Annotated in this window: 20 protein-coding genes and 2 pseudogenes; 12 read left to right on the forward strand and 10 right to left on the reverse strand. The window is 63.7% G+C overall.

Features of this window, described 5'->3' with window-relative positions; translation table 11 throughout:
* Positions 1 to 191: 191 nt before the first annotated feature.
* Both RT2_RS20080 and RT2_RS20090 read left to right on the forward strand, forming a co-directional pair.
* Positions 192 to 773: a recombinase family protein gene (locus RT2_RS20080; protein WP_072846570.1), complete on the forward strand. Its 582-nt coding sequence runs from the start codon at positions 192 to 194 to the stop codon at positions 771 to 773.
* 337 nt (positions 774 to 1,110) lie between these two features.
* Positions 1,111 to 1,539 carry a hypothetical protein gene (locus RT2_RS20090; protein WP_072846572.1) on the forward strand — a complete coding sequence of 143 codons (429 nt, stop codon included), beginning with the start codon at positions 1,111 to 1,113 and terminating at the stop codon, positions 1,537 to 1,539.
* A gap of 239 nt (positions 1,540 to 1,778) precedes the next feature.
* Here the strand turns inward: RT2_RS20090 and RT2_RS20095 are convergent, their stop codons facing one another.
* Together RT2_RS20095 and RT2_RS20100 are read right to left on the reverse strand one after the other, a co-directional pair.
* On the reverse strand, positions 1,779 to 2,498 hold the full coding sequence (locus tag RT2_RS20095; protein WP_072846573.1) for a hypothetical protein: 720 nt from the start codon (positions 2,496 to 2,498) through the stop codon (positions 1,779 to 1,781).
* A complete protein-coding gene (locus RT2_RS20100) occupies positions 2,495 to 3,064 on the reverse strand; it encodes an RNA polymerase sigma factor (RefSeq protein ID WP_072846574.1) in 570 nt (189 codons plus the stop codon). The genes RT2_RS20095 and RT2_RS20100 overlap by 4 nt, the downstream gene beginning before the upstream one ends.
* A gap of 506 nt (positions 3,065 to 3,570) precedes the next feature.
* On the opposite strand from RT2_RS20100, the gene RT2_RS20105 reads away from it, so the two are divergent.
* Entirely contained in the window at positions 3,571 to 4,365 is a 795-nt protein-coding gene (locus RT2_RS20105; protein WP_072846575.1) for a DUF1883 domain-containing protein, read from the forward strand.
* A gap of 178 nt (positions 4,366 to 4,543) precedes the next feature.
* Here the strand turns inward: RT2_RS20105 and RT2_RS20110 are convergent.
* A pseudogene (locus tag RT2_RS20110) lies at positions 4,544 to 5,465 on the reverse strand (type ISP restriction/modification enzyme).
* A 114-nt stretch (positions 5,466 to 5,579) separates the two neighbouring features.
* Between RT2_RS20110 and RT2_RS20115 the strand changes: the two are divergent.
* Positions 5,580 to 6,728, forward strand: a complete 1,149-nt coding sequence (locus tag RT2_RS20115; protein WP_425439064.1) for an IS110 family RNA-guided transposase — start codon at positions 5,580 to 5,582, stop codon at positions 6,726 to 6,728.
* Positions 6,686 to 6,886 (forward strand): hypothetical protein, encoded by a 201-nt coding sequence (locus tag RT2_RS25575; RefSeq protein WP_139191171.1) that lies wholly within the window; start codon positions 6,686 to 6,688, stop codon positions 6,884 to 6,886. Before RT2_RS20115 ends, RT2_RS25575 begins: the two co-directional genes overlap by 43 nt.
* 87 nt (positions 6,887 to 6,973) lie before the next feature.
* Here RT2_RS25575 and RT2_RS26025 read toward each other — a convergent pair whose 3' ends face one another.
* From RT2_RS26025 to RT2_RS20135, 5 genes are all read right to left on the reverse strand, one after another.
* Complete coding sequence (locus tag RT2_RS26025; RefSeq protein WP_169888464.1) at positions 6,974 to 7,114, reverse strand: hypothetical protein; 141 nt, start codon at positions 7,112 to 7,114, stop codon at positions 6,974 to 6,976.
* 242 nt (positions 7,115 to 7,356) lie between these two features.
* A complete protein-coding gene (locus RT2_RS20120; RefSeq protein ID WP_072846577.1) occupies positions 7,357 to 7,965 on the reverse strand; it encodes a DUF1109 family protein in 609 nt (202 codons plus the stop codon).
* A 35-nt stretch (positions 7,966 to 8,000) separates the two neighbouring features.
* Entirely contained in the window at positions 8,001 to 8,723 is a 723-nt protein-coding gene (locus RT2_RS20125) for a transposase (protein WP_072846578.1), read from the reverse strand.
* Complete coding sequence (locus RT2_RS25580) at positions 8,720 to 8,914, reverse strand: IS110 family transposase (protein WP_483880099.1); 195 nt, start codon at positions 8,912 to 8,914, stop codon at positions 8,720 to 8,722. The genes RT2_RS20125 and RT2_RS25580 overlap by 4 nt, the downstream gene beginning before the upstream one ends.
* 238 nt (positions 8,915 to 9,152) lie before the next feature.
* The gene (locus RT2_RS20135) at positions 9,153 to 9,548 is read right to left on the reverse strand and encodes a hypothetical protein (RefSeq protein ID WP_072846580.1); all 396 of its coding nucleotides are present in this window, start codon (positions 9,546 to 9,548) and stop codon (positions 9,153 to 9,155) included.
* Between the two features lie 759 nt (positions 9,549 to 10,307).
* On the opposite strand from RT2_RS20135, the gene RT2_RS20140 reads away from it, so the two are divergent.
* From RT2_RS20140 to RT2_RS20150, 3 genes are read left to right on the forward strand one after another with little or no spacing between them, the layout of a single operon-like run.
* Positions 10,308 to 11,141 carry a hypothetical protein gene (locus RT2_RS20140; protein WP_245709239.1) on the forward strand — a complete coding sequence of 278 codons (834 nt, stop codon included), beginning with the start codon at positions 10,308 to 10,310 and terminating at the stop codon, positions 11,139 to 11,141.
* Complete coding sequence (locus RT2_RS20145; protein WP_139191172.1) at positions 11,138 to 12,064, forward strand: site-specific integrase; 927 nt, start codon at positions 11,138 to 11,140, stop codon at positions 12,062 to 12,064. Before RT2_RS20140 ends, RT2_RS20145 begins: the two co-directional genes overlap by 4 nt.
* Positions 12,061 to 13,767 (forward strand): hypothetical protein, encoded by a 1,707-nt coding sequence (locus tag RT2_RS20150; RefSeq protein ID WP_072846583.1) that lies wholly within the window; start codon positions 12,061 to 12,063, stop codon positions 13,765 to 13,767. Before RT2_RS20145 ends, RT2_RS20150 begins: the two co-directional genes overlap by 4 nt.
* Positions 13,768 to 14,264: 497 nt before the next feature.
* Here RT2_RS20150 and RT2_RS26590 read toward each other — a convergent pair whose 3' ends face one another.
* The gene (locus tag RT2_RS26590) at positions 14,265 to 14,399 is read right to left on the reverse strand and encodes a hypothetical protein (RefSeq protein WP_255312559.1); all 135 of its coding nucleotides are present in this window, start codon (positions 14,397 to 14,399) and stop codon (positions 14,265 to 14,267) included.
* Positions 14,400 to 14,402: 3 nt separating this feature from the next.
* On the opposite strand from RT2_RS26590, the gene RT2_RS25585 reads away from it, so the two are divergent.
* From RT2_RS25585 to RT2_RS20175, 4 genes and pseudogenes are all read left to right on the forward strand, one after another.
* Positions 14,403 to 15,263 (forward strand): hypothetical protein, encoded by an 861-nt coding sequence (locus tag RT2_RS25585; RefSeq protein ID WP_139191173.1) that lies wholly within the window; start codon positions 14,403 to 14,405, stop codon positions 15,261 to 15,263.
* Positions 15,264 to 15,340: 77 nt separating this feature from the next.
* Positions 15,341 to 16,394, forward strand: a pseudogene (locus tag RT2_RS26880) (IS3 family transposase).
* A gap of 47 nt (positions 16,395 to 16,441) precedes the next feature.
* Positions 16,442 to 18,013, forward strand: coding sequence for an RNA-directed DNA polymerase (locus tag RT2_RS20170; RefSeq protein WP_072846586.1), 1,572 nt, complete (start codon positions 16,442 to 16,444; stop codon positions 18,011 to 18,013).
* Complete coding sequence (locus RT2_RS20175) at positions 18,010 to 18,615, forward strand: hypothetical protein (protein ID WP_072846587.1); 606 nt, start codon at positions 18,010 to 18,012, stop codon at positions 18,613 to 18,615. Before RT2_RS20170 ends, RT2_RS20175 begins: the two co-directional genes overlap by 4 nt.
* 455 nt (positions 18,616 to 19,070) lie before the next feature.
* Here RT2_RS20175 and RT2_RS20180 read toward each other — a convergent pair whose 3' ends face one another.
* Positions 19,071 to 19,310: a hypothetical protein gene (locus RT2_RS20180; RefSeq protein WP_072846588.1), complete on the reverse strand. Its 240-nt coding sequence runs from the start codon at positions 19,308 to 19,310 to the stop codon at positions 19,071 to 19,073.
* Positions 19,311 to 19,452: the final 142 nt, after the last annotated feature.

The raw sequence follows: 19,452 nt of genomic DNA on the forward strand, positions 1-19,452 counted from the left end.
CGTCGATTTCTGACGCCACGCAGGTGCCTTCGTCGTTTGGAGGTGTCCTGTTTGACGACCGTCAACCAGCACACCCGAAACCGGTTCGGGACTCGATCTCATGCAGGGGAGACGCACGCAAGCGTAGGCCTGTTTAACCGTCCTGCATGTGGGTCCTGGATAGGCAGTCTATGCCGCACTAAGGTCCTCTCGTGTCCGGAATCTTGGTGGGGTATGCCCGATGCTCAACTCAGGGGCAGGATCTGCGAGCGCAGCGCACAGCCCTCAAACGTCTCGGCGTCGAGCCGGAGCGGATCTACACCGACAAGGGATTCACCGGACGCAACCGCGACCGGCCCGGTCTACGGGAAGCGTTGGCTGCGTGCCGGGCCGGCGACACCCTGATCGTGGCGAAGCTGGATCGGCTCGGGCGCTCCGCCGTTGACCTACGGTCGATCGCCGACGAGCTCGAAGGGAAGGGCCCCCGGCTGAGCATCGGCGGCTCGATCCACGACCCGGCCGACCCGACGGGGAAGCTGTTCTTCGGGATGCTGTCGTTGATGGCCGAGTTCGAGTCGGACCTCATCCGGGCCCGGACCCGTGAGGGCATGGCCGAGGCCAAGAAGGCCGGCCGCCTCAAGCGCAAGCAACCCAAGCTGTCCGCCCTGCAACGCAAACGCCTGCTCGCGGACTACGACTCGGGCGACTACTCCGCCGGCCAACTCTGCGAGATCAGCGGCCTGTCCCGCTCGGCGATGTACGCGACACTGCAACGGGCCCGCGACGAGTCCTGATCGCGGCGGCGACATCGCAGGACGCGCCAGGGCGCAAGCGAGGGGCCGGCCCAGCCGGATCCACCAGATGTGACCAACGCGGTCGCAGCCGGCGAGCATGGAAGCGAGGTGACTCGTGACCGACAGCGGGTTGACCGAACGCGAACGGCAGCAAGCGATGAGCCGGTTCGCCGTACTGCGACCTCACCTGGAAGACGGTGTGCCGCTGACCCGCGCCGCGGCCGCGGCAGGCACTCCACTGCGGACCGCGCAACGGCCACGTGATGCGGAAGCTCGATGCGGACAACGGCTAACGTGAGGACACGTTCTCGCGCCTTCCCCGACCAAGGAGTCCGACATGGCCCTGCCGATTCCCTCCGGACGGCGTACCGGTGCCTTTCTCGCTCTGGCCGCTGCAACGGTTCTGATCGGCTCGGCCCCCGCCGGTGCCGAGCCCGCCACCCCGTCGATTCCTCGCGGCTCCCTCGTGATCGTCAACGACGTGCTCGGTCCGGAGGACCCCGGCTTCTGGAACCCCGATGTCCCGGGAACCCGCGTTCTGACTCCGGTCGAGCCCGGGGTGGAGGTGTTGTGCGCAAGCGGATTCGAGCCGACGCCCGGGTGCTCGACACTCGACATGCGCGACTGGTCCTCGCCGCAGCGGGACCTCGTGTTCGTCGACGTCCCCGTGATTGGACGGCCACCACTGCGCGTGTGGATGGACATCATCCCCCGCTTGGATGAAGGCCCCCTGGGTCATCTGATGGAACGCCTTTTCGCTCGTTGACACCGGGCCACCATGCCGCAGTATTTAGCCAGTCGGCTGCGCGGATGTCCGAAGTTGTCCGCATCGGGTTCAGGTCCGTCGGGCCCGGAGGACCACCCCGCGCAGTCGTGGTCAACGTAGGTGGCAACTGTGCAGTCACCGGCGACCGGCTTCAGCCCGCCCGCGTCGGACCCGGGGCTGGTCGCTGACCGCAAAGGCCCCAGACTGACCACCTCGCCCTGTATGCGTGTTTGGTGAGATCACCCGGTTCGACCGATGACGTTCCCGTTGGCGTCGTACCCGACGAGGGTCGCCATCGGCATTCCGTCCGGCATCGGGAACCATCCGAAGAAGCGACCTTCTACCAGCATCGTAGGGAACACTTCGCCGCTGCTGGTGTGGAGTTCGGCTCGGACGGCCTCGCCTGCGGCGGCGTCGTAGGTGAAATAGGTAAGACTGCCTGACGTTCCCACCTCACCTCCGGCGCCCTGGCCAAACGGGCCAGTGTCGACGGCCGGGCGGCAGTAGTTCATGAGTTTGGTGAAGTTCGCCGGCCCCGCCTGCTCGGTATCTGCGGCCGATTCGAATACAGGAGCGACACATCTCGTGCCGTCAGTACCTTGTGCGACGAACACGCTCATGACGGTTCCATCCGGGCCTGGGATGGCGGCGATCCGCTCGGCGGCGGCGGGGTTGACCCCGCTGCTGTCTGGGTAGGTCAACCAGCCCGAGTATGCATCGGTGAAGGCCTTCGGCATCAACCCTGTGGCAGCGGCGACTCCGACGCCTCCCGCTGCGGTGATCGCCGCGACGACAGCGATCGCGCCGGCTCTCCGGCGACGCGCTACAGGAACCACGGGATCGGTGGAGGTTGCCATGATGCGATCGCGCGCGGTTACTTGCAGATGGTTCGGCCACAGCTCGTCGATGTGGGCATCTGGCCGAATCTGTTCAAGGGTGGTCAGCAGGTTTCTGGTCATCGGACACTCCTGGGTTCGGCGGTGACGCGCAGCGCGATCGGGGTGACGGGTTCGGCGGGTAGGCCGGTGTGCAGACGGCGTCGGGCGCGGAAGAGTCGGACGTGCATGGCGGGGACGGAGCATCCTGCGACACGGGCCGCCTCGGTGGCGTTCAATCCGTCCCATGCGGTAAGCAGCAGCGCCTCGCGCTCTACGAGGGTGAGTGTTGCCAGGACTTCGAGTACTTCAGCGCGGTTGGTGACTGTGACGTCCGTGGCTGGCGCGGATGCCGTCATTTGCTCGATACGTGCCATTTCCGCGGCTAACGCATCATGGCGGCGGACGGTCCGACGGTTGTTGCTCATGGTGTTTCGGGCGACTACCAGCAGCCAGGGCAATGCCGGGTCGGGTACCTCAGCAAGGCGCCGCCATGCAACGAGAAACGTCTCGGACACCACTTCCTGGGCGGTGTGGTGATCGACATGCCTGCAGGTGTACGCGAACACCCGCCCGGCGTAGGTATCCCACAGCGCGGTGAAGCGTTCCTTGTCTCCCGACGGCGGTGACCGGTGCGGTTTCTCTCTCATATGAAGAAGTGTCCGGCCGGGTGCTGATTCTTACAGAGGTCTTCGAATCCGGTACTCCGAGGGCCGATAGGCCGGCACCCGTGGTGCGGAAGGTGCCAATAACTTAACGGGTTTCCAACTTCGGTCCCGATTCATCACCCAGGCCCGGACCCGTGAGGGCATGGCCGAGGCGAAGAAGGCCGGCCGACTCAAGGGCAGCAGCCGAAGCTGTCCGCTCTGCAACGCAAACGTCTGCGTGCGGACTAAGCCCGCCACCCAGAGCGTCAAATCACCGCCACATATCGCCGCGAGTCACACTGGAGCCCGCCGGCGGGTCACCGTCCGACAACCAAGGAATTGGAACACTGCGTCACCGTCGTCAACGACCGAGTGAGAAACCGGTGAGTCGGCTGTCTGACCCGCAGTCCTTTTGAATTGTCGGGGCCTGTCGGTGGTCAGCCCTAGGATCTCCAAGGAAGGTCAGGAGCGTCCCCAAGAGCAACCGTGCATGATCGGAGAACCCAGAGTTGGAACACCTAATCTTCGACCTCAAACAGCAGAAGAAGGGCGCTGTCGCTGTCGTTACCCTCGACAAGCAGGCCAATGTCCGGCTCATGACCATGTCGCACTACCGGTCGTTCAAGGCGGGTCGCCGCGCCCAGATGATCGGCGGCCTGGCCAAGAAGTCACCCGCTCGCCTCGGGATACCGAGCGACGGTCACTGGGTCGTTGTGGTGGATATGGGAGGCCTGCGCGGGCAGGTCCGCGCGGGAGTGAATGTCCAGCCGCCACCGCCTGGACTGTTGCCTCCGCTGCGTGAACACAACCCTGCACGCGAGGTTGCCGTCCGCGAGCCCGTGGAGCCTCAAGGTGATGTACTTGGCGGTCAGACCTGGGACGTCTTCATCTCGCACGCGAGTGAGGACAAGGCCGCAGTCGCGGTACCGCTCCGAGATGCCTTGGCGGCTCGCGGAGTGACCGTCTGGCTCGACAAGACCGAGATGCGAATCGGCCACAGCCTGCGACGTAAGATCGACGAGGGGATTCGGTCGAGTCGATACGGGGTCGTGGTGCTATCGCAGTCCTTCTTCAGCAAGGGCTGGACAAATCACGAGCTCGACGGGCTGGTGACCAAGACGGTCGCGGGGGAGCAGACGCTGCTGCCCATCTGGCATGAGATCACCGGCGACCAGGTCCGCGGCTACAGTCCATCGCTAGCAGACAAGGTGGCGCTGAGTACCGAGTCCCACAGCATCGAAGAGATGGCGGACCAGATCGCCGAGGTGGTCCGGGAGACTGCCGCCGAGGAAGCCCGGGCGTAGACACCGAAACACTCAATAGAGATTTCACTGCATCTCGACACCGTCGGTCTGCCGGTCCCGGAGCATGTACGCGACATTGCGACGCGCCAGGGTCGAAGCCGCGGACGACCCTCCCGATCTCCTGCCGGACAACATGACTAGGGGCAAGGGCGCGCGGAGCGGTCCTGCGGCAGCGGTTCTAGGAGCCTCCGAAGTCGAATCCGAGCTGCCCTCGGGCGGTGTCGGTCGTGGTCGCGATGCTGTAGTCGGGCTTACGTTGCTTGTCGGCGTTGGAGGTTGGCCAGGTGACACCGGTCGCGGCGAGGGTATCCATCGCGGCGACAGGACCGGTGACGATCTGGTCGAGCAGCTCCGCCTGCTGGGGGTGCAGAGCGACGAGACGCGTGAGAACGGTCAGCAGGTCGATGAACTCGCCATTCCAGTCGGACGGCCACTCCTCCGCATTGATGTCGTCAAGTGGGCTTGACCAGCGGCCGGTGGGGTTGGTCTTGCGGTAGATGAACCACGACCGGATGACATTCCGGCCGCCGACGGTGTATTCCCACACCTCGGGGCCGACGGGGCCGAACGAGCCGCCCCCGAACTGGATGGTCAGGGTTTCGGGGTCGTAGCAGATGGTGTCCGGGATCGCCTCGACCGCGGTGAGGTTGGTGATGCGCGCGGGGTCCGAGACCGGCAGTCTGACGTTGCGCTCAGGGCGGCCTGCTGCTTCATCGATGCAGACATCTCCGTAGGTGTGTAGCCACAGCACGGTGCGGCCCAGCTTAACGGCGGCCTCGAACAATGCGGGAGTGGTGGTGATTGGGACGCGGATACCGGGGGGTCAGTTCGTCGGTGAATCGTTCGGTGAACCCCGGGTGCGCGACGACGCCGGCGATGTATGCGAGCACGTCGTGCGGCGAGACGGTTCGCCCTGCGATAGTCGAGAGTGCCGCCGGTAGTCCCTCGGCGAGGTTGGGCTTCCGATTTGTATTACGGAGCGGCGTCGTGTTCGAACCGACGGGTCGTAGCGTGCCGTAGGAGACCGTGGGGATAGCTCGATGGCTTCCTGCCACCCGACCGGCCGGGGGGTTGGCTCTAAGAGGGTTCTGCCTCCCCACGGTCTCCGTTCGCTGCCTGGCTCAACACAGGAACGCCACCCTTCTCGGGCGGCCGGAAGTCGGAATGCCGACAGCGGATACCCCCGTCCACCAGCACGGAAGGCCCACGCCACGGTGATCGTGATCGGTATCGACCCGCACAAGTCCACCCACACCGCCACAGCCGTCGACCCGGCCACCAACCGGGACCTCGGATCCGTGCGTATCAGGTCATCGTTCGACGACTACGCCCACCTCATCACCTGTTCAAAGGCGTGGCCGGACCGGATCTGGGCCGTGGAGAACGCCTCCGGGCTCGGCCATCACCTCACCCAGTGGCTGATCAGCCGCGGTGAAGCCGTCGTCGACGTCCCGTCGACGGCGACCGCTCGGGTGCGGGAACTCTCGCGTGGTGGGCGGCGGAAGAACGATCGGATCGATGCCGCCGCGGCGGCGTGTGTGGCGTTTGGTCAGGGCGATTTCCGGCCGGTCGCCCCGGAAGGTCACACCGACGTGCTGCGAATCCTGGACGAACGCCGGGTCGACCTGGTCAGACAGAACGGCCGGCTCGTCAACCACCTCCACGCCTTGCTGCGTGAGCTGTTCCCCGGTGGGATGGAACGTGACTTCGATACCGAGGACGCCGCCAGCCAGCTCAAGGCGTTCCTGCCCGAGACCACGGCGGACGGGATGCGGAAGAACGTTGCCCTCGACATCGTTGGCGACCTGCGGAGGGTCCGGTTTCACATCGAGGACATCACCACCCGAATCAAGACCGAGCTTGCCGCCAGCGGCACCAAGCTCCTGAAGATTCCCGGCGTCGGCATCGTCACCGCCGCCCGGATCCTCGCCCGCACCGGCGATCCCACCCGGTTCGTGAACGAGGCGGCGTTCGCGAACTACAGCGGCACCGCACCGATCGAGGTCGCCAGCGCCGACAAGCAACGCCACCGACTGTCCCGGTCCGGCGACCGCACCCTGAACTCGGCCATCCACATCGTCGCCGTCACCCAGGCCAGAACGCCCAGCAGCGACGGATACGCCTACCACCAACGGAAGATGGCCGAAGGCAAGACATCACGCGAAGCAATGCGATGTCTGAAACGACAAGTTGCCAAACGACTCTGGCGCACCATGCGCGACGACTCCTTCACAACCTCGAGGCGCCACTTACTGCGTAGGGCCTGGTCGGGGGCGGACGAATGTCCCAAAAATGCCTTCCAACGCCATATCCTGAATGAATGGGCACGAACCCCGCTGCAGACCAGATCGCTCGCCTGCTGATCGAGCGGGAGGATCTCCTACTCGACGGCCGCGAACTCGAGGCTCGCCTGGACCGATTGAGGCGACGGCTCGACGATGTGAATGCTGAGATTGCCTCGCTTCGCCGGGTTGAGGGCGAACTACTCCGTCGCCACCCCAACGAGTTCGAACAGGACTGATCCTGATGGCTGTTCGAATGTCCCATGCACTTGACAGACACCGGAACCCTCCGCGGCGGCCCGTCGTCCGCCGTGAGCTCCGGCGACTCAATCGTCGATCGAAACCGGCGGATCGGGATCCAGCTCATTGGGATCCCAGTCATCTCGCCGGTCCAGTCGCTCCATCAGTGCTACTGCCAAGCTCAGGATGGCGAAGAACCCGATAATGACTGCAATGACGCCTGCCATTTCCCCCCTATGCCGCCCTCCCCGCGTGCACGAAACGGTACCAATCAGTCTGCAAGCCCGTACGGGTTCATCGCGAATCGGCGTCCTCAAGTAGTTCGATGGGTGGGGGGCGACGCTTCCCTCGTCGACCCCTCACCGACTACGGGACCGGTGTTCGAATCCTCGGGGGCTTGACAGCACACACAGACATCTCAGTTTGCTAAGGCGCAAGTGGGAGCTCCAACGACATGCTGATGCGGTCGTCACGTTCGCCATACCGCGGTGAACTTGTACCACGGTCCGCCAATGTGAGTTGACGAGAAGTCGTCGAAGCCGGCGGGCTTTCCGTTCGGTGAGTACGCCCACCCAATGCTGGTGCTGCTCGCAAAGTAGGGAGCATCGACGAAGTAGACGGTCCCGTTGTCGCCCTTCGATGCATAAAGGATGTCGAACGGACCGATCTCCAAATTCGCGCGACTGAGCTCGGGGCTAGCAAGCAAGTCGTGCGCCGTCTGCTCAAATTGCGGACGCATCTCGTCGAACGTCGGCGGAGGCAGCAGAAAGTCGATAGCCAGGACCCCAACCACGGCGAGTGGGACAGGCAGGATCCACCATGACCATCGACGGTCCTGCCCCACGACATAAAGCGTTCGGATCGACCAGACCAGCCCCGCGACTGCGAGTACCAGCACCGCTACTCCACCGAAAAGGAGTGGGTCTACCCACTGCATATCGCCGAACCGAGACGGCCACCAGTCGTAGTTGATGCAGACCAACACGAGCAGTGCAATGACAGTGATTACCAAGAGGCGGGGACCAGGGAGCTTATTTCGCGCCACTTCACCTGCAGGTTTCGGCCCCGACTCGCGCATACAGACAATCTAGCGGGGCTCTGTACCGGCAGTCGTCAAGCCGCCAACGCTGGAGCGCCAGGGAACGCGCGAAGCTCGTCGTATACCTGCCGTGCTCGTAGGCAGGTATGGAGCTGGCCGAGGAGCTTTCCGAACAGGTGACGTTGAGCTTGCTGGCTCCAGTCGCCGGCAGCCCGTCTGCGGTCGAAATGTCCTCGTGCGCCGGGTGAGTTCTGGATCGCGACGAGAGTCCAGAACGAACCAACCGAGGCCAGGCGGTAGTTTTTGATCTGTCGGTGCGACACCACGGTTCGTTTTCCGCTGGCTCGAGTCACTGGCGACGCACCCGCGTACGCCTTCAGTCCCCGCGCGTCGACGAACCGTTTGCGGTCGTCACCGATTTCGGCCAGCAGCCTGGCGCCACTGACAGCGGCAAGGCCGGGGAAGCTCGTGATGATTGCTGCATCGGGGTGACGCTCGAAATGCTCGACCGTCGCCGCAGTCAGCGATTCGACGTCAGCGCAGGCCGCGTCAAGACGCTGCACCAATGTCCGCAACTGGATGCCCATCGCCTGCTCGACCATCGCACGCTGACGGAGTTGCTCGGCACGGAAGACCTCCCGCAGGCGCGCTGCATCGGCATCGACATTGCGCTGCCGACCCGCTTTCCTCAGCAGGGCACGCAACTTGGCGACGGTCAGCTTCGCCGCGGCCTCGGGGGTTGGCGCGGCGGCGAGAACTGTCCGGGCATCGGCCCGGGTAATCCCGCCACCACTCAACGCATCGAACGCGGCCAGGGCGGTCGATAGTAGTCCTTGAGGACCGACCGGATCTGGTCACCGAGTGCCGTCCGCGCCCACACCGCGTCCTGTTGGGCGCGGGCGAGGACCTTGATCGCCCGCGCAAGATCGGTGTCCTCGGGGATCGGTCGGTGTGAGTCTGCGTCGAGACGCAGGATGTTCGCCAACATCACGGCATCCGCAGCATCCGATTTCGCGCCCGAAAACGGTAGCGTCTGGGTCTGCTGCACAATCAGGTGACAGGTCAGGTCGGGCCTAACTGCTGGTACCGCCAACCGAACTCGGGTCCGGACACTCGGCCACCGGCCGTGCAGTCGGATTAGTCGTCAGCATAGGGGCCGGCGAGAAACCCGTGACGGATCACAGTGAGGGTTGCCGCTGTCTTTCGACGGGGCCGTCGGAGCTGGTTCAGTCGCGGTGCCCGCCAGCGTCTTCGAGTCGGCGGGACTCGTCGATCACCTTGGGGATCTGGGTCTGAACGGCGCGGTTGACTGCAAACCAGCCCGCACCGAGGGCGATGAATCCGGCGATCAAGATGAGGATGATAAGCCAGGTGGAAGTGGTCTGGTTGGTCTTCTGGCCGTACAGCGCGAGCGAAGCAGCACCTCCGGCGTTAGCCGCATAGGCGCCGTAGAGGATTGCGCGCCACCGCAGGGCAGCCATCTGGCGGACGGCCGTGCCCGCCGGGATGCCGACTGGACTGTAGTGGTTGAGCTTCCGGAGATTGCGGTATGCCGGGACGAGCAGAGCCACGGCCACGACGGCCAGGAACTCTGCGAGGCAGGCCAGCAGGGGGTTGTTCATGGGAGGATCCTGTCATCGGCGGCGGACATGTCGCGGCTGGGCATAGTGGTGTCGGATTGACTAGTGGGCCCCGGGCCAGCCACTGCCAACACTCATAGACGGTTCAATTTCGAAGAGTCATCATTTCGGCCAGGGTTCGCTTGGTGGCCATGGATCGGGCAGATCAAAGAACTTAGGTCGTGAGATCGGTGGCTGTATCGCGTTCAGCGCACTGTCCTCGACTCATCACCGAATCTGGAAACCAGCCTATGGGGCAGGTCACGGGTTCGCAGTTCGACCTTCTTCGGGAAGCTCCATGCTCGAATTCTGCGACTACTGTGGGTGATAGCCACCTTCGCAGGTGACTCCCTACTACCACCTTAGGTCCGTCAACACGTCCTGGGGCCAAACAGGACGTGTCCCAGGTGATCGCGCCCTTGCCGGTCCATCCGCCTGTGTCTCGTGATGAGGTGGTGGTCGAAATTCGTCTCTGAATCCGAGAAGGACACCGACTGGCATTCGGTGTCCTTCGTAGATTTCCATCATGATCCTGCGCGGATCAACATGACTCATGAGGTGGTGACTACTCATGACAGTACTCCTCTGCGCCCTGGCGGGACCAGGGCAATCAAGAACCTTGTCGTTCACCGTTGACCGTGGTGATCGATGATGTCGGCGTACCGTCGCCGCACCGATGCCCCTGAGGCGATTGCGGTGTGTATCAGGTGCTTTGAACCACGATCGGTTGCCGCAGACGCGTGGGCGGTGGCAGGACCGTGGGTGCGCGAAACGGTGGCATTGTCGGGCCCGACGCTGCACAGTCAGGCTGCGAACGCGATGAAGGTGCTCTCACGCCTGGCGGTGTGGGCCCTCGACGACGGGTTGGTCCTCGATCGCGAGATGGTCCTGACCCCGGAGGTGCTCGAGCGGTATCGGCTCGTCGGTATGAGGGAGTTGGCGCCGACGTCGCGGGCGGCGGAACTGTCACGGCTGCGGCGAATCGCTCGTTCCGTGACGGTGCGGGCGCCGTGGCCTCCGCCCGGTGAGCATGCGTCGCGGCAGGAGTTGTCGCCGCCCTACACGGATGCCGAGGTCGCCGCGTTCTGGAGGTGGTCGACCCGTCAGAACGGTCCGTTCCGGGTGCAGGCGATGACCGCGGTCCTCGCTCTGACCTTGGGGGTCGGTGCACGGTCCGGTGAGCTGTTCGCGGTGACCGCCGCGGACGTGGTCAAGGTGAGCGGGGTGACCGCGGTGCGCCTCGGGTCGCCGCAGCGGCGGGTGGTCCCGGTTCGCCGTCGTGTGCTGCCGCGGTTGCGAGTCGCGTGCCGGGGCGCCGGCAGGGGACCACTGGTGGCGTCGACGCGCACCGGCCGGGACCAGGCCGCCGCGCTCGTTGCCTCGTTCGAGTGCGCGCGTTCGTCGCCGAAATTGACAGTGGCGCGTCTGCGGTCAACCTGGTTGACCCATGTGCTGGCCGATTGTGCTGTGGCGGAGATATTCTCGGTCGCCGGTATCCGGAGCGGCAAGGCCTTGTCGGATCTGATTCCGTATCTGCCTGCGCCGGAAACCGGTTCGCCCGCGTGGCGTCGGATGCGAGGCGGGCCGCGACAATGACTCGAACTGCGCAGGAAGCCATCGACCTCTTCACCCCCCGCGTGTCGGCGGAGTTGTGGGACGAGATCGGTCCGTTCGTCCGCGACGCGGTGCGCCGCGGATTCGAACCCACGTCGATACCGAAGGTCGCCGGCGACCGCATGGCGATAGTCGCGTCCATGGTCATCTGGGCTGTCGCGCAGGGAATGGAACTCGACGTCGAAGAGATCTTCCATCCGGCGACGGTCAACCGCTACTCGGTGACCTTCCCCGGCCTGTCCGAGGCCACCCGATCATCGCGCCGAGCGACACTGACGACCCTGTCACGGCGCATCACCCGAATCGCGCCCTGGGAACCGCCGCGCAAGGTCCTGCACTCCTCGACGGAATACCGGCCGTACACCGACGGCCAGACACGTCGTCTACTCCGATGTGTGGACATGCAGGCGACCCCCTTCCGTAGCCACGGCCTGTCGTGCGTACTGGCGCTCGGGCTCGGTGCGGGACTGAGGACTTCCGAGATCCGAGGGGCCACCGGCGACGACGTCGTCAGCCGTCGATCGCACCTGGCCGTCCGTGTGCGCGGTCCCCACGCCCGGACGGTCCCTGTCCTCGACCGGTACGCGCCGGTCGTCGCCGAATGTGCTGCCCGCACCGGTCGAGCGCACCTGTTCCGGGAACCACCACCGCGCAGTGAGTACCTCTCGACGTTCCTCGGCAAGTGCGAGATTCCGACACGGTTGCGGCCCTTGCATGTGAGTCGGCTCCGCGCGACTTGGGCGGTGACGATGATCCAGACGGTTCCTCTCCCCGTCTTCCGGAACCTGTTCGGATGCACCTCCCAGAACACCCTGAGCAGGTTGCTCGCCTGGGTACCGCCCACACCCCCGGAGAGCTTGAACCCCGAACTGCTCGACCTCGTCACCAAGGCAGCCCCGCCATGACACGGCGTCGCGCACGACCGTTCCGCGACATCGACATCCGAGTGAACCACTGCGAGACTTGGCAGTTCAAACGAGCCTTGGCGGTCCTCGGGCACTGCAGCGCACGCGCCTTCGTCAACAAGGTATTCGCCCAGAAGGCCGGCGCGAAACGGAAATTGACCGGGGACGCGCTCATCGTGGCGTTCCTGCTCACCCCGATGCTGAGCATGGATATGCACCTGGTCATGGTGACTGCCACCATCCGAGGATGGAGTCCGTCTCAACGCAGAGCCGTCGGACTCGACAAGGGCGTTGACGTCACCTACAAGATGGTGTGTGACGGATTCGCCAAACTGTGCCGGGTCTGCGATCGCGTCGACGACGACGACGCTGCCGACGAGGTCGCCGACTACGGCGTCGCCTCATTGGCGCAGGCATTCCTCAACGCCTCGCTGTCCATCTATCCGCCCACCGGTGCGGTGGCACTCGACAGCACTGACCTCGAAACATGGGCACGAATCCGCTACAGCAAAGTGCTTGTCGACGAAGACCCCGACACTCCTCCACAGGATCGTCAGGACCATCCAGCGGACGCCACCCGCCAACAACGAAGGTCGGTCAAACGTGCACACCACCGGCCCCTCGCTCCGAGAGAGCCACCGGACTACCGCCGCCGCTACACGGTCGACCCGGACGCGCGCGCCGCGCACCGCAGTGCAGGTGCGACCGAAACCAGCATCTACGTCGGCTACGAGGCGCATGTGGTCACCGATGTTCCCGCCAAGCCGGGCACCGGCCCAGTCCCGCATGTGGCCCGCTCGATGCACCTCGTGTGTGCCGGCTACCACCGCGGTGTCGCCGGGCTGATCGCCGTCCTCTTCGCGGGCGATCTACCTCGACCGCACGAGGTCATTTGCGATCGCGCATACAACTGGACTCGCGCGGTGCTCTTCTCGCTACCGCTGCTCCGCTGTGGATACACCCCGATCGTCGACCTGCACAGCAGGCAGTACGGAGTCCATCCCGGACCTATCGAGGGAACCCTCTGGATCGACGGCACGCTCTACACCGAATGCCTGCCGCAGCGGCTGCGTCACATCCCACGCCTCACTCGCGACATGGACGAGGGTGACAAGATTCGTGCCCAGCAAGAGCGGGCGCTTCGAGCTCCGTACGAGTTCGTGCCGCTCGGCGCGAAGCGGCGGGACGGAACGCAGCGCTTCCGGGGGCCGGCGGTGTGGCCGGCACGGATCCGCAGTCCCTTGTCTCCGCGATCGATGAGACTTGGTTACGAGCATCCGACCGTGCAATGCGACCGCCGCCGTCCGGATGACCCCTGCGCCTGCTGCAAGACGGTGACGCTCAGCAACGAGGACCAGCCGCAGATCCGAATGCCGTTCCCGCACGGGAGCCGTCAGTGGTTCGCGTCCTACTACCGCCGGGTGGGTATCGAATCGGCGTTCGGCGGGCTGAAAAGCAATGTGCTGCACCTGCGCCGTGGGTACTTCCGGATCTTTGGCCTCACCGCGCACCGACTACTGCTCGGCTTCACCCTCGCCGCGATGAATGTGGTGACCTTGCGGTACTGGCACCTCGAACGCGACCTGCCCGACCCCTGGGGACAGGTACTCGGGGAACCCGATCCTCCGCCCGCCGCTTCACGGCGGCGAAGTTCCCGCCGAGGGGCCTCACATCGGGCGAGGGCAGACGGGAACGGCCTCTAGCGACCACGCCCCGCACTGGGACCAAAGGGCCCCAGGGGAGTGTCGTGAGTCACATGCCGAAAGCTCGCCGTTGAGGCGTGAATTCGGGGGTGCGCGTACTGGGAAGCGCCCACCCAAGTCCTGCAGACGGCGGGTCGTCGACGCAGATCTGAAAATTCGGCGGGAAATGCCGGGATTCTGTCACTGGCGGGTTGATAGGTGAACCCGATCGGTGCTGATGGGTGAACACCCTGTGGAGAGGTGTTCACCCATGACGGAGCGTGGTGGGCCGCATGCGGATTGGGTAGGCTTACCGGTCAGTAATCACACTTAAGGATGGCTCCAGATCACACAGATCTGGATGAACTCCAGGTTGGGGCAGGCAGGTACGCAATCACCGGATCGACGACTTGCCGCGCCGTCTGACCGGCGATGGGAGGGATTGCCCCTGAGCGGGGTGACGAGTCGGCTGAACTAGGCGCGGCCCCGGTAGCCCGGCTCTGTTCTCTGGGTATGGGTCAGGTCCCCGGCACGTTGAACTGCTCACGCAGTGTGGCGTTGAAGTCGAGATGCCCGTCCATGCCGAAGGTGGCCAGCGTGTGCCACCATGCCTCGAGGGGGAATCCACTGGGACTGCTGTCGACTAGTGTCACGACGTGAAACCTGATCAAGTACGGAAACCGCGATGGTGGTGTGCAGTTATCGCCGTCGTCCTGGGAACGCTGACGATTGTCCTATCGACAATCTCTCTTGAACGCACTGGTTGGACTGCAGCAGAGTTCAAGCAGAATTGCGCCTCAGCGGCGATCGCCCTGATCAATCTCGTGTTGGGTGGCATCGGTGCCGTGGCAGGCTTCGCGGCTACACGGCCGGGTGTACGCGGGCGATATGCTGTGGGAACCTTCGCGGCCGCAGTCCTCCTGGTCGTCTTGCTCGTCGCTGTGGGGACGCACAAGCAGGCGGAACTCGGCACCTTGCCCACGTGGCTGTCAGCCTTCGGTGCGGTGTTTACGGCTGGTGGCGTTCTCCTCGCATTGACGTCGTACCGGACACAGCAGCGCGCAAACCTGGAAGATCAAGCAAACCAAGCACGCATGATCCGAATCAGCTACTTTCCCGGTCCAATTAAGGACGGCAAAAAGACATGGTGGATGACAGTCCACAACGCCAGCACTGATCCAGTTTTCGACATCAACATCCGGGCATTTCGATCTACGGCGGACGACGGCAAACCTATTGCGATGCGTGCGATCGAAGAAACGCCGCTCGGCGAAATCTTCATCACCACGGCTGGGAGAACGAATCAGCGAAAGCTCGACGCTGAAGCAGAATTCAAGGTGCTGTGGACTGCCGCTGGCGACGATGAGAAGGTGCCCACTGCGGTTTGCCAATTCACTCTGATGGATGCAAAAGGGCGGTTCTGGCTCGTGACGGACCACTATGAGCCGGAGAAGATCTCGAAGCCTGTCAGGCCCGAAGCGGAACAAAGGAAGTCCGCAGGGTGGGCAAAGTCCTAGCGCGAGAAGGGCGTTCACCTATGCCCTTCAACCGTGCCGGGTTTGATGCCACTCCCTTCTTGTGAAGGATGCAGACCATGCCCAAGCGTTGCCCCGCCGAGCAGCGTGAGCGTGCGGTGAAGATGGTCCTCGACTCCTCGGCGAGTACCGATCTCTCCACACCGCCTGCCGGGCGATCGGTCCGAGGCTCGGTATAGGCCCAGAATCGCTGCGGACCTGGACCAAGCAGGCCCAAATCGATACTGCCCAGCTACCGGAGCCACCTCAGTGGAGCAGCAGCGGATCAAGGAACTCGAACGCGAGAATCGAGATCTCAAGGAAGCCAACGAGATCCTGAAAGCAACCTCGATCTTCTTCGCGAGGGAACTGGACCCTCGCCGCCGCTGATCTGCCAGTTCATCGACCGGATGCGTGCACAGAACTAAAGGGTCGAGTCGATCTGCACCGTCGACCGGCTCATGAGCGACGAGGGCCCGTCCGGCGTTGTCCGAGGACGGCGGCACCGGACCACGATCCCCGGTGGAAAGAACAGCCGGCGAGACCCGGACCTGCTCGACCGGGACTTCGCCGCCGAGGCACCGAACCGGAAAGGGGTCACCGATTTCACCTACTGCCGGACGAGGGCCGGGTTCGTCTACGTGGCGTTTGTGATCGACTGCTTCTCCCGGGCGATCGTCGGCTGGCACGCGGAGACCGTGAAGGACACAGCTATGGTCACGACTGCGTTGAAGATGGCGTTGTGGCGCCGGGACCACGGTGGCCATGCAGTGGCCGACGGTCTGATCCATCGCAGCGATGCCGGCAGTCAATACACGTAAGTTGCCATCGCGGAAACCCTTGCGCTGGAATGGATGATGGCATCCATCGGCAGTGTCGGAGATGCGTACGACAATGCGTTGGCGGAGTCGATAAGCGGCTTGTTCAAGGCCGAAGCAGTCTCCAAGCGCAGCCCGTTCTTGACAGGGCCGATCAGGACGATCGACGACATCGAATTCGCCACGATTGGGTGGGTCGACTGGTTCAACGCCCGCCGGCGTCACAGCACCCTCGACTACATCACGCCCCGGTGAATTCGAGGCGATCTACTACGCTCAACCATCGACGCTCCAGTCGGAGTTGTCGCCAGCATAGGGGCGGCAAGAAACCCGGCACGGTTCAGTCGGGCATAATTCCGCGACATGGTGAATCCAGCACTTCTTGGGCAGCTCGACCTCGCCGCGGCGGTCACAGCGGAGCTCGGCTCCACGTCCCGGCTTCTCCCGGCCCACAGCTGTGATGTCGCGCTCGTAGCGCACGCACAGGACGCTGAGCGCCATATCCATGCGTCGCTCAAGCGGAACGCCACCGCCAAGCCTGCGAGTGTCGTTTTCGCTGCCAAGCAGAAGGGGTCTCGTCCGCTCAATCTGTGGCGTCTTCAAGATCGAGTCCTCTACCGAGCGTTGACTGACCGTATTCGCCTGCAACTCCCCGGGCACCTGCAGACCCGCATGCAGCACATCGACTTTGTAAAGCAACCATTCGATAAATCCGCCAACGTCTACATCAATGTGACCGATATCAGCTCGTTCTACGCCTACATCGATCACGATGTCCTAGCGAACGAACTGATCGCCCAGACCGCTGACTACCATGCTGTCACCGCGCTGACTGCCCTGTTGGAGCAGGTAATGGGTGGGCGAGTCGGTATTCCCCAGGTCCACTACGGCAGTGACATTCTCGGCGACACCTACATCGACCCGATCCGCCGGAGACTGATCAGGGCCGGGTTCGACACGTACACTTTCTCCGACGACTTTCGAATCGGCGCCAAGTCGCTCGGCCAGGCGCGAGCCGCACTCGAACTGTGTGCGGCGACCGCGCGTGAGTATGGCCTCGTCCTCAACGAGTCGAAAACGTATACGTACCATCGCACGACCTACAAATGGACCCTGAATCCACGAAGCGTTGCCGAGCAGACGATTCTGGACACCATGGAACTGAATGACGCAGCGGAGTTCCTGTTTTTCGGACCGTATGCCAACGGAGAAGATCCCGACAAGCCGGTGCCGGACCTGAGCGGCCTCGAAGGCGCCGGACCAGCGACAGCTGACGGCGACGACACAACTCACGATGAACCCGGGCAAGTCGATCCCAAGCACGACCATCTCCTTGACGAGGTCTGGCGTATCTGGATTCGCTCCCAGAGTGAAAGTCATCCGCCACAGGTGCTGCGGCAGTTGCTGATTCGGGCACTTCCACGCCTTGGTTCCGCAGGAAATTCAGCACCCCTGGGCAAACTCGACGAACTCATACGTGAGGCTCCGGATCTCACCCCAGCGGTCGCGAAGTACATTGTGAACCTCGTCGGTGTCGACCCCGATCAACGCCCGTCGGCCGAGGAGGCTATCGACCGTATCGCGGGTAGCGACATATTGAGCGAATGGCAGAAGATTTGGCTCGCCCACACCGCCGGCGTGATCGGCAAGTCTGACGAATCCCCGGCCGGGATCTTCACGTGGCTGCGGGACAGCGTGCGATTCGGGGACGGCGCACTCACTGCGTACGCAGCCGAGGCGCTGGCCCGCTACGTGGTCGGCGCCAACGCTCGACGTAAAAACATGATTGCTGCGGATCTCGCCGGGGCGCTGAACCGAGTGACTGAGGAACACCGTCTGCCAATTGTCTGGGCATTGGGACAGCTCACCCCAGCTACGGCACGTCAGGCCGCGGACAACGGCCTCGACAGGCTCCTAGTCCCCGCGGGCAAATGAGCGCACCGCTGCTCTCGCTGGACGCCGAGAACTCCCAGCGACTGATCAATCAGACTCTTGCGGCGCACCGCGAAATGATCGACGCCCTCTCGTTGTCCGACTCCAGAGCCCGACGTCTCGCCGCGGTGAACGTGGCGGACCGCGAGCAGTTGCAGCGACAGGCGACGCTCGTCCGGTTTCTATCGATCACAGAGTCGTTCTGCACCGAACGGTTGCTGATCGAGATGGAGAAGGCCATGGCGGCAACTAGCCACCCCGGAGCTCAGGTTATGTGGGAGGACTCGCATGACCGCGCGATCGGCACCTGGGACAGCTTGAAACAGACGTACAAAAGCTGGCTGGGCGTGGACCCAAAGCTGTGGGAAACCCTCCTAATCCTCGCGAAAGCGCGCAACGCTGTCGCGCACGGCTACGGTCAGCTCACATGGAAGCAGCAGCGCGACCCGAACAAGCGCCGCACGATGGAGGGCAATTTCCGTAAGTTTGGCATCACGATGGACGGAACCCGCGTCGTCCTCGCGGAGAAGTCGATCGACGACTCAGCGGATGTCTGCCACACCTTCATCCGATCGCTCGATGAAGCACTGCGCATCCGATCATGAGAGTACAGCGCCGAGGCTCGTCGACTCGGTTCCTGTTGCTCGCTATTGCCGGGACAGCTCGAACTGCGGCTAGCCAGTCGAACGCCACATCGTCGGTGCGCAACGGGCGGGTTGCCTAACGGTGCGACGCGTGGCAGTTTCTGGAGTGAGGTCAGTCTCGTTAACTGGGCGGTCGCGGTGCAGCCACTCGTACACGCGCGAGCGGGGTGTACGGGTCGTACGTGTGTACGGTAGGACTGGATGCCGACGCCGCAGTGCGCAGCTCGCTGGCGAATGATGCAAATTGGCGGTGTTCGACAGCTCGTCGTCGGACTGCCGGCTGCACGCAGCGTGCAGTCATCTCGTCCCCATCTACGCAGGCGCCGGGGTTATGCCGGAGGCCGCTACCAGGCGGTGACGGCCTCCGTGAGCAGATGTGTAGGTTATTGCGGGTCTGACAAGGCTAGAGAGTTCAGCTACTGGTAGAGATCCTTCTGCTTGTTTCGGGTTTCGACCCACTCATCGAATGCTTCGGCGTCCAGTACCTGCAGGATCTGGAGCGCTGCGTCCACGCGACCGTCGACCCATCGAAGTGTGAACTCGTTGTCGGCATCCTTGGATTTCTCGTCGTCCCACTGGGCAACTGCCTTTGGCAGGATGTCGCTCGCGATGAAGTCGCGGATCTGCTCGGTCGTGACGTTTTTGTTCAGGGCCATGAGTTAAAGGTACTTGAGACTGACAAGACTGGCCCGTGCGAAATCTTGCCCCCACGGGCTCTATTTACGAGAGGGTGAGCTGTGTCGACTATTGGTCGAGCTGGACCGCGTCTACATTGACATCCCTAGCTTGTTGCCCCAG

This window comes from Rhodococcus tukisamuensis NBRC 100609, from assembly GCF_001894985.1.
GTDB classification, from domain to species: domain Bacteria; phylum Actinomycetota; class Actinomycetes; order Mycobacteriales; family Mycobacteriaceae; genus Rhodococcus_G; species Rhodococcus_G tukisamuensis.